Here is an 8,224-nt window from a genome sequence, read left to right as displayed (position 1 = left end):
GCCTAATCAATAACTAACCGTTAGGTTGGTGTTCTTAGGAATCTCCCACTTCAAACAGCTCGTAAGAGTGTTAAGTGGGGGTAGTTCAAAAGAAATAAAATGAATAGCGAAGGAACTATATGTCGAAAACATGGATAATGATTGGAATTGTCGTATCCATTATCGGTATCCTATTTTTAGTGAATCTCAATGTTTTTATGGAGGAAAATCTTCTTTAGCTACCAGTGCACTTAAAGAAGCAGATCGCTTTGTAATCTATCATTTGAAAGCGCACTATGGTAAAAAAATGAAGGGAAGTTGGAGTGAAGTCAGACCCGATTTGAGTCAACTTAAACAGTCCCCGGAAAATCTTGTTGATATATAAATGATAAGCAACATTTAGAAAGAGATACAGGTGACGGAATGTGGAGTATGAATTGTGAGGCAAATCATACGATGCTTCACTCGGACAAAGGGGTATATAGAGATAGAGGTGGAAGAGATGAAAATAGCAGTTGGATCGAAAAATCAAACAAAAGTAGGAGCAGTAGAGGAAGTATGGAAAGATGCGGACATTATCGCCATTTCTGTTCCGTCGGGAGTAGCATCGCAGCCTTTTTCTGATGAGGAAACGATGCAAGGAGCAATGAATAGAGCGAAGCGAGCAGTAGAGGAAACCAAAGCAGATATTGGCTTTGGATTAGAAGGTGGCGTAATGAAAACGAAGCATGGATTGTTTTTATGTAACTGGGGTGCTTTAGCAACGAGTACGGGGAAAATGTTTGTTGCAGGAGGTGCTCGGGTTAAGCTGCCAGATGATTTCCTTGATCCTCTTGAAGCGGGAAAAGAGTTAAGTGAAGTTATGGAAGAATTTGTTAAGCGAAAAGATATTCGAAGCCATGAAGGAGCAATCGGAATTTTTACAGATCATTATGTGGATCGTACAGCGCTATTTGTTCATGTTGTAAAGCTATTAATTGGACAATATAAGTATAATGAAAAGCAAGCATAAACCTTGCACAGCACACGATGTATGGTAGTATAAAAGAAAGATTATAGTATGAAACGATGCACTTCGTTAGAGGAGGAAATATAGATGAAGACTTTAGAAAGTATGGAGCAATTTCAAGAGTTAAAAAATGAGGAAAACGTTATTTTTATGTTCTCAGCAGATTGGTGTCCAGACTGCCGTTTTATTGATCCATTTATGCCAGAGGTAGAAGAGACATACAGTAACTTTTCATTTTATTATGTAGATCGTGATGAATTTATCGATCTTTGCGTGAAATTAGATGTATTTGGCATTCCAAGCTTTGTAGCGTACAATAAAGGCGAAGAGATTGGTCGCTATGTGAACAAAGAGCGAAAAACACAAGAGCAAATCGAAGCGTTTATTGAAGGGTTAAAATAAAGCAATCTGTTAATAAAATTGTGAAATAACCTCTACCTTCGCGGGGAGGTTATTTTTTTGGAAGGGAGGAAAGCGAAATGAAAATGACAAATAAGAAGATGAAAAAAGAGTTAATGGAAAGGTTAGCTCGCCCAGAGTGGGAATTTCATTATGATAGTGAAAAAGATGTGCTAAGAATTGAGCAAAAAGATACGAAAAAAGGGATTAACGTTTCACTTCCAGGAGTTGTCGCAAAATGGGAAGTGAAAAAAGAAGCTGCAATTGAAGATGTTGTATATTACGTAACAGAAGCGTTGCTTGCTATGCATAAAGAAGAAAATCAATCAGGGAAAATATTTCCGGTTATTCGGTCCACTTCTTTCCCGAAAGAAGCGGAAGAAGGAAATCCATTTATTATGACAGAACATACAGCAGAAACACGCATTTATTACGCATTAGATTCCAATAAAACATACCGTTTAATAGATGAACGTTTGTTACAAAAATTAGGGTTAACAGAACAGCAAGTGCGTGAAATGGCATTATTTAATGTTCGTTCATTAAATTATGAGTTTAAACAAGATCAAGTAGCTGGAAACACATTTTATTTCTTGAACACAAATGATGGTTATGATGCGAGTCGTATTTTAAATGAATCGCTGTTACAATCTATGCGTGAAAAAATTTCAGGCGATATGGTAGTGGCTGTTCCGCATCAAGATGTGTTAATTATTGCTGATATCATGAACGAAATCGGTTATGATATTATTGCACAAATGACAATGAAATTTTTTGCTGAAGGTCATGTTCCAATTACATCGCTTTCATTTATATATGAAGATGGTGAGTTTGAACCAATCTTTATTTTAGCGAAAAATCGGAAGAAGACGAATGGAAAAGAGAAAGGATGAACAAAGTGAACGTTTTTTACAACCATGAAGGAATTGGAGATACATTAATTGTTGCCTTGCAAGATATTGCTTTAGAGAACCGCACATTTGATCGCAAAGGAGATGTGGCGCGTATTTATGATCGTGAAAGCAATGTGACAGCAGGATTTAACATCTTTGGTGTCTCTTCTTATATGGAAATAAAAGAAACAGGGAATATTACTTTAACAAAAGAACTTGTTAAAAAAATTAACGAAATTTTAGCGAAGAACGGTTTTGAAGAAAGAGTAGAAGCAGATTTTTCACCAAAATTTGTTGTTGGTTATGTAGCAGAAAAAGAAAAACATCCAAATGCTGATAAATTAAGTATTTGTAAAGTTGAAGTTGGCACAGAAACATTACAAATTGTATGTGGTGCACCAAACGTTGAGGCAGGACAAAAAGTAGTTGTTGCGAAAATTGGTGCCGTTATGCCAAGTGGCATGCTAATTAAACCAGCTGAATTACGCGGAATTCCATCTGCTGGTATGCTTTGCTCTGCTCGTGAGTTAGAACTACCAGATGCACCACAGGAAAAAGGAATTCTTGTATTAGAAGATAGCTATGAGATTGGACAAGAATTCAAGTTTTAATTGAGTGTAAAAAAGGAGTCTATCGCCTGTATATAGTAGGTGATAGACTCCTTTTCCTATTTATAAGAAGTTATCGGCGATGCAGCCCTACTTATCGGCGAAGTCTCCCCATTTATCGGCGCAAGTTGAAAGATATCGGCGATTCGACACGGAATATCGATTTACCAACAAATTACGACATATACAACTTCTCATGAATATAAATCAATCGTTTTCAGCAGTGGCCTTATTTTGCTGAAATGTCGCTATATTGTCACGCTTTCCTTTATAAAGTATATTGTATTGTGAAACCAAATTAGTTAAAATTTAGAAAAACAAAAGGGGTTAGCGTACATGATGCAACAACAGAAAATAAAAGAACTTCTTGAGAGAATTGAAGTTACAAAAAAACATGATGTTGAAATCGATTCCTACGAAATCTATTTGTTTCATAAAGACGAAATAGAAAAAGGACAAATTGGTTATCGATATGATAAAAATAATCATTCGCTTATAGGTGAGAATGAAGGGGAATGGAAAGAGAGCTGGATTGTTATCGGCTATGAAACAGATATGGGGGATCCTATTTTTGTAGATACTGATAATGCGTTGTATCCAATTTATACAGCAAACAAGGGGAGGGAAATATGGGAACCAGTCTGTATAGCTGATAGTATAAATGAAATTATCAATCAACTTCAAGATAAATAAAGTACAAAAGAATATAGAGCGTAAGCGACAAGCGGCAGTCTATTTATATAAGACTGCTATTTTTTTAAAGTTTACAAAAGGTTTGGAATATGACTTGTCATATAAATGGGCGTAATTTTACCTGCACTTTTTGCTGAATGCTGATACAATAAAGAATGTTACTATTTAGTAGAAAGAGTGGTAAGCATGTTAGATTGGATGAAAAAGCTGTTTAACAAAGAGGAACATCAGGAAGAAAAAACAGCAGTGTTTAAAGAAGTATCGAAAAGAACTGAAAGTCAGCCCCAAATTCCTCGTGTAAACCACTACACTGAAGAAAGAGAAGCACAAATGGCAAGCCGAAATCAAGGTGTGAAATGCCGTTTTCCTTTAATACCAGATGGTGGATTGGATCAAGAGGATGTAGAAGCGCCGTCAAGTTTTGAAGTGCAACCTATTCATAGAACTGTTAAAGCGGAAAGACATCGGCAAAGATATGTAGAGCAAAAAACAACTTCTACATATACAGAATCAAAATTTGTGCATCAATCAGAAGAAGTGCCAGAGCCGTTTGTTCAACCAACATCTGTACCAGCACAAGAAAATAATCGAAGACCATTTCGTCCAACAGAAATCATCTCTCCTATTTATGGATATCATCGTCCTTCAGTAGAAAAAAAGATTGTACAAGAGGAAGAAAAAGAGAGAGAAGACCTTGAAATATCTGTTGAGGGGAAATCAGTTGTTGATGCTTGGTTAGAGAAGAAGGGATATACATTCTCCTATTTTTCCGAAGAACAAGTAGTACGCGATTTTCCTAAAGAAGAGGGAACAGTAGCGGATAATCAAGAGGCAAGTAAACAAGAAGGAAAATCAGTTGTTGATGAGTGGTTAGAGAAAAACAGCTATGAAATAGAACGTCAAGCTTCTTTATTGGAAGAAAATTCAGATGACTTAATAGAACAGCAAACAGATGACTTTGAGTCAGAGCAACAAGTAGTGGCATTATCGGAGGATTATCGAAAAGCTCTGCAATCAGAGGCTATAGATACGAAAAACATAGAAGAACAAGTTGAGAAAAAAGCTGCTGAAGAGGCGGTAATTATAAAGTCGGAAGAAGCACTTGTAGAAACGATTGTGATTGAAACAGAAGATTCTTCAGAAGAAGTTTCATCTTCAGAACCTACACAAATAGTTACAATTGCGGAAGCAGAAATAGAAGCAGAAATAGAAGCAGAAGCAGAAGCAGAAGAAGTGGAAACAGAAATAGAAGCAGAAGCGGAAGAAGAAGTGGAAGCAGAAATAGAAGCAGAAGCGGAAGAAGAAGTGGAAGCAGAAATAGAAGTAGAAGCAAAAGAAGAAGCGGAAGCAGAAATGGAAGCAGAAGTGGAAATAGAAACAAAAGATGTGGAGCAATTACAAGAAGAATCTAAGGAAATAGAAAGTACCACTGAATACGTTGCCCAGCAGGAAGTAATGGAGTTTCAAGAGGATAAGAAACAAATTGCGTTAACTTCAGAAAGCCTTGAACAGACGAAAAAAGATGTTCAAAGCTTTGCGAACACCTTAATTGAAGAAAAAGAAGGCACTCAGTCTGTTGTGCAAACAGAAGAACCAAAACGTGAGAAAAAACGGCATATACCATTTAATGTTGTTATGTTAAAACAAGATAGAAGAAAACTAATGGAAAAGCGTATAGCAAGAATGAATGCAGTACAACAAGCAGAAGAAGTACAGGTCGAAGAGAAGCCAGTCCAACAAGTAGAAGAAAAAGCACAAGGAACTGAGCAATCTGTGCAACAAATGAAGGATTCTACAGCAAATTCTAGTGAAAAAGAGTATGTTATAGCGAAAAGAGAAAATGATGTTCGTAACGTATTGCAAACACCTCCGGAATACATGATGCCGCCATTAACATTGCTCACGATTCCGACGCAAACAACATTAGATAATACGGAATGGTTAGACGAACAAAAACAATTGCTAGATATGACGTTTAATAATTTCCATGTTGGGGCACATGTTATCAATGTTTCACAAGGACCAGCGGTAACCCGTTTTGAAGTACAGCCTGACCCGGGTGTGAAAGTAAATAAAATCACAAATTTAAGTGATGATATTAAGTTAAGTTTGGCTACAAAAGATATTCGGATCGAAGCGCCAATCCCAGGAAAAAGTGCGATTGGGATTGAAGTTCCAAACAAAGAAAGTAAGCCAGTCTTTTTAAGAGAAATCTTAAGAAGTCCAGTATTTACAAAGAGTGAGTCACCGCTTACGGTTGCACTAGGGCTTGATATTTCGGGGGCACCAATTGTAACAGATATTAGAAAGATGCCTCATGGATTAATTGCCGGTGCAACAGGGTCTGGGAAAAGTGTTTGTATTAATGCGATTTTAACGAGTATTTTATATAAGGCGAAACCTCATGAAGTGAAGCTCATGTTAATTGATCCAAAAATGGTCGAACTTGCACCATATAACTCTGTTCCGCATCTTGTAGCCCCTGTTATTACAGATGTAAAAGCTGCTACAGCGGCATTAAAATGGGCGGTTGATGAGATGGAACGACGCTATGAGCTGTTTGCACATGCGGGAGCTCGCGATTTAACTCGGTATAATACAATCGTAAGTGAAAGAGAAATTCCAGGTGAAACATTGCCATATATTGTTATTGTTATTGATGAGTTAGCAGACTTAATGATGGTGGCTCCTGGTGACGTAGAGGAAGCGATTTGTCGTATCGCTCAAAAAGCACGTGCTTGCGGTATTCATTTATTAGTTGCTACGCAGCGTCCATCTGTAGATGTTATTACGGGATTAATTAAATCTAATATTCCAACGCGCATTGCGTTTACTGTATCATCTCAAGTTGATTCTCGTACGATTATTGATATTGGAGGAGCAGAAAAATTACTAGGACGCGGTGATATGCTATTTTTAGGAAATGGTACATCTAAGCCAGTACGTGTGCAAGGTGTGTACGTATCAGATGATGAAATTGAAAAAACAGTTGAACATGTGAAAAAACAAATGAAACCAAATTACTTATTTAAGCAAGAAGATTTATTAGCGAAAACAGAACAACATGAAGTGGAAGACGAATTATTTTTTGATGCATGTCAATTTGTTGTAGAACAAGGGGGAGCTTCTACATCTTCTGTACAGAGAAAATTCCGTATCGGCTATAATCGTGCAGCACGTCTTATTGAAGAGATGGAGGCGCAAGGGATTATATCTGAAGCAAAAGGAACGAAACCGAGAGATGTCCTAATTTCAGAGGATGAATTTGCTGCTATGCAGGAAATTCATGTATAGGAAGCGGTTTTGCTGTATACTAAGAGAAAATGTTGGATAGTAAAGTAGGGAGTAAAACGACATGAAAGAAATCGAATTAAAATTAAAAGGTGAAATTAATCGATTAACAAATAAAACATTTAAATTTGATGAACGAGTTGGAGAAGGATGGTTCTCTGCTGTTTACTTTTTAAAGACTCGTGATATTATTCAAGAATTTCGTCCGAAAAGTGTTGTAACCATGCAGTTTTTTCAAAAAGAGAATGCAGTGCTTTGCGGAACAGATGAGGTAATTGCATTGTTACAAACATTTGCGACACATCCAGAAGAGTTAGAAATTCATTCTTTAAAGGATGGAGACAAAATTAAGCCGTTTGAAACAGTTTTGACAATCACAGGACCTTATGAGTATTTTGGATTTTTAGAAGGTGTAATCGATGGGATTTTAGCCCGACGTACATCTGTAGCAACAAATGTATATAATGTTGTACAAGCTGCTCGTAGCGGTCAAAAAGAAAAACCTGTTATTTTTATGGGGGATCGTGATGATCATTACACACAGCAAGCTGGTGATGGATACGCAGCATACATCGGTGGTATGAGTGCACAGGCAACGCATGCAATGAATGAATGGTGGGGCAAAAGTGGAATGGGGACAATGCCGCATGCATTAATCCAAATGTTTAATGGAGATGTTGTTGAAGCTGCCAGAGCCTATCATAAAAAGTTTCCAGAAGATGATCTCGTTGTACTAATTGACTATAACAATGATGTAATTACAGATGGTCTTCGTGTTGCACGTGAATTCGGTTCAGAATTAAAAGGTGTACGTATTGATACATCACGTACAATGATTGATCAATATTTTATCCGTAATCCAGAGGTACTTGGAACATTTGACCCACGTGGTGTAAATCCATCGCTTGTTTTTGCACTGCGGAAGGCGCTTGATGAGGAAGGGTTCCAACATGTAGATATTGTTGTAACTGGCGGATTTGATGAGAAACGTATTCGTGAATTTGAAGCGCAAAATGTTCCTGTAGACCTATACGGAGTGGGCAGTAGCTTACTGAAAATAAATATCGGCTTTACTGGCGATAATGTGGAATTAAATGGAAAGCCGGAAGCGAAAGCTGGGCGTAAATACCGTCCGAATCCGCGTCTTGAGCGCGTTCAATTAGAAAAAAAGAAGAGAAATAAAAAAGAAAAACTGATAGGTGATTGACCCTATCAGTTTTTCTGTTATCATAGTATAACGGCTTGTTTTTTGCTATAATAGTTTTGTTATGGACATAAAACGAAGCACGTATGCATTTGATTAATGAGAGCTAAAAAAGGTTCGCTTTATCGGAAATGTATGATGATTACCA

General features: G+C 37.1%; 7 protein-coding genes. All 7 read left to right on the top strand.

The features are described from left to right. Nucleotides 1–481 precede the first annotated feature (481 nt). The 7 genes from MR056_RS08580 (at nt 482) to MR056_RS08550 (ending at nt 8,079) form a co-directional block, all read left to right on the top strand. Nucleotides 482–991, top strand: a complete 510-nt coding sequence (locus MR056_RS08580) for a DUF84 family protein (RefSeq protein ID WP_041810074.1) — start codon at nt 482–484, stop codon at nt 989–991. Nucleotides 992–1,075: 84 nt separating this feature from the next. Then, entirely contained in the window at nt 1,076–1,390 is a 315-nt protein-coding gene (locus MR056_RS08575; protein ID WP_012095814.1) for a thioredoxin family protein, read from the top strand. 77 nt (nt 1,391–1,467) lie between these two features. Then, entirely contained in the window at nt 1,468–2,280 is an 813-nt protein-coding gene (locus MR056_RS08570; protein WP_012095813.1) for a DUF1444 domain-containing protein, read from the top strand. Next, nucleotides 2,277–2,891 (top strand): YtpR family tRNA-binding protein, encoded by a 615-nt coding sequence (gene ytpR / locus MR056_RS08565; RefSeq protein WP_041810073.1) that lies wholly within the window; start codon nt 2,277–2,279, stop codon nt 2,889–2,891. The genes MR056_RS08570 and ytpR overlap by 4 nt, the downstream gene beginning before the upstream one ends. 333 nt (nt 2,892–3,224) lie before the next feature. Beyond that, nucleotides 3,225–3,581, top strand: a complete 357-nt coding sequence (locus tag MR056_RS08560; RefSeq protein WP_012095811.1) for a hypothetical protein — start codon at nt 3,225–3,227, stop codon at nt 3,579–3,581. A 186-nt stretch (nt 3,582–3,767) separates the two neighbouring features. Next, nucleotides 3,768–6,875: a DNA translocase FtsK gene (locus tag MR056_RS08555; RefSeq protein WP_242136541.1), complete on the top strand. Its 3,108-nt coding sequence runs from the start codon at nt 3,768–3,770 to the stop codon at nt 6,873–6,875. 61 nt (nt 6,876–6,936) lie between these two features. Continuing rightward, a complete protein-coding gene (locus MR056_RS08550; protein WP_012095809.1) occupies nt 6,937–8,079 on the top strand; it encodes a nicotinate phosphoribosyltransferase in 1,143 nt (380 codons plus the stop codon). The last annotated feature ends 145 nt before the right edge of the window (nt 8,080–8,224 follow it).

Origin of the sequence: Bacillus cereus group sp. BfR-BA-01360, from assembly GCF_022663595.1 — a bacterium.
GTDB lineage: Bacteria > Bacillota > Bacilli > Bacillales > Bacillaceae_G > Bacillus_A > Bacillus_A cytotoxicus.
This window is presented reverse-complemented; position numbering and strand designations above follow the sequence as displayed.

Bases quoted from the DNA above. Each gene is read 5' to 3' on its own strand.
- MR056_RS08575 (WP_012095814.1), top strand. From the start codon at position 1,076: ATGAAGACTTTAGAAAGTATGGAGCAATTTCAAGAGTTAAAAAATGAG.
- MR056_RS08555 (WP_242136541.1), top strand. From the start codon at position 3,768: ATGTTAGATTGGATGAAAAAGCTGTTTAACAAAGAGGAACATCAGGAA.
- MR056_RS08560 (WP_012095811.1), top strand. From the start codon at position 3,225: ATGATGCAACAACAGAAAATAAAAGAACTTCTTGAGAGAATTGAAGTT.
- MR056_RS08550 (WP_012095809.1), top strand. From the start codon at position 6,937: ATGAAAGAAATCGAATTAAAATTAAAAGGTGAAATTAATCGATTAACA.
- MR056_RS08580 (WP_041810074.1), top strand. From the start codon at position 482: ATGAAAATAGCAGTTGGATCGAAAAATCAAACAAAAGTAGGAGCAGTA.
- MR056_RS08570 (WP_012095813.1), top strand. From the start codon at position 1,468: ATGAAAATGACAAATAAGAAGATGAAAAAAGAGTTAATGGAAAGGTTA.
- ytpR (WP_041810073.1), top strand. From the start codon at position 2,277: ATGAACAAAGTGAACGTTTTTTACAACCATGAAGGAATTGGAGATACA.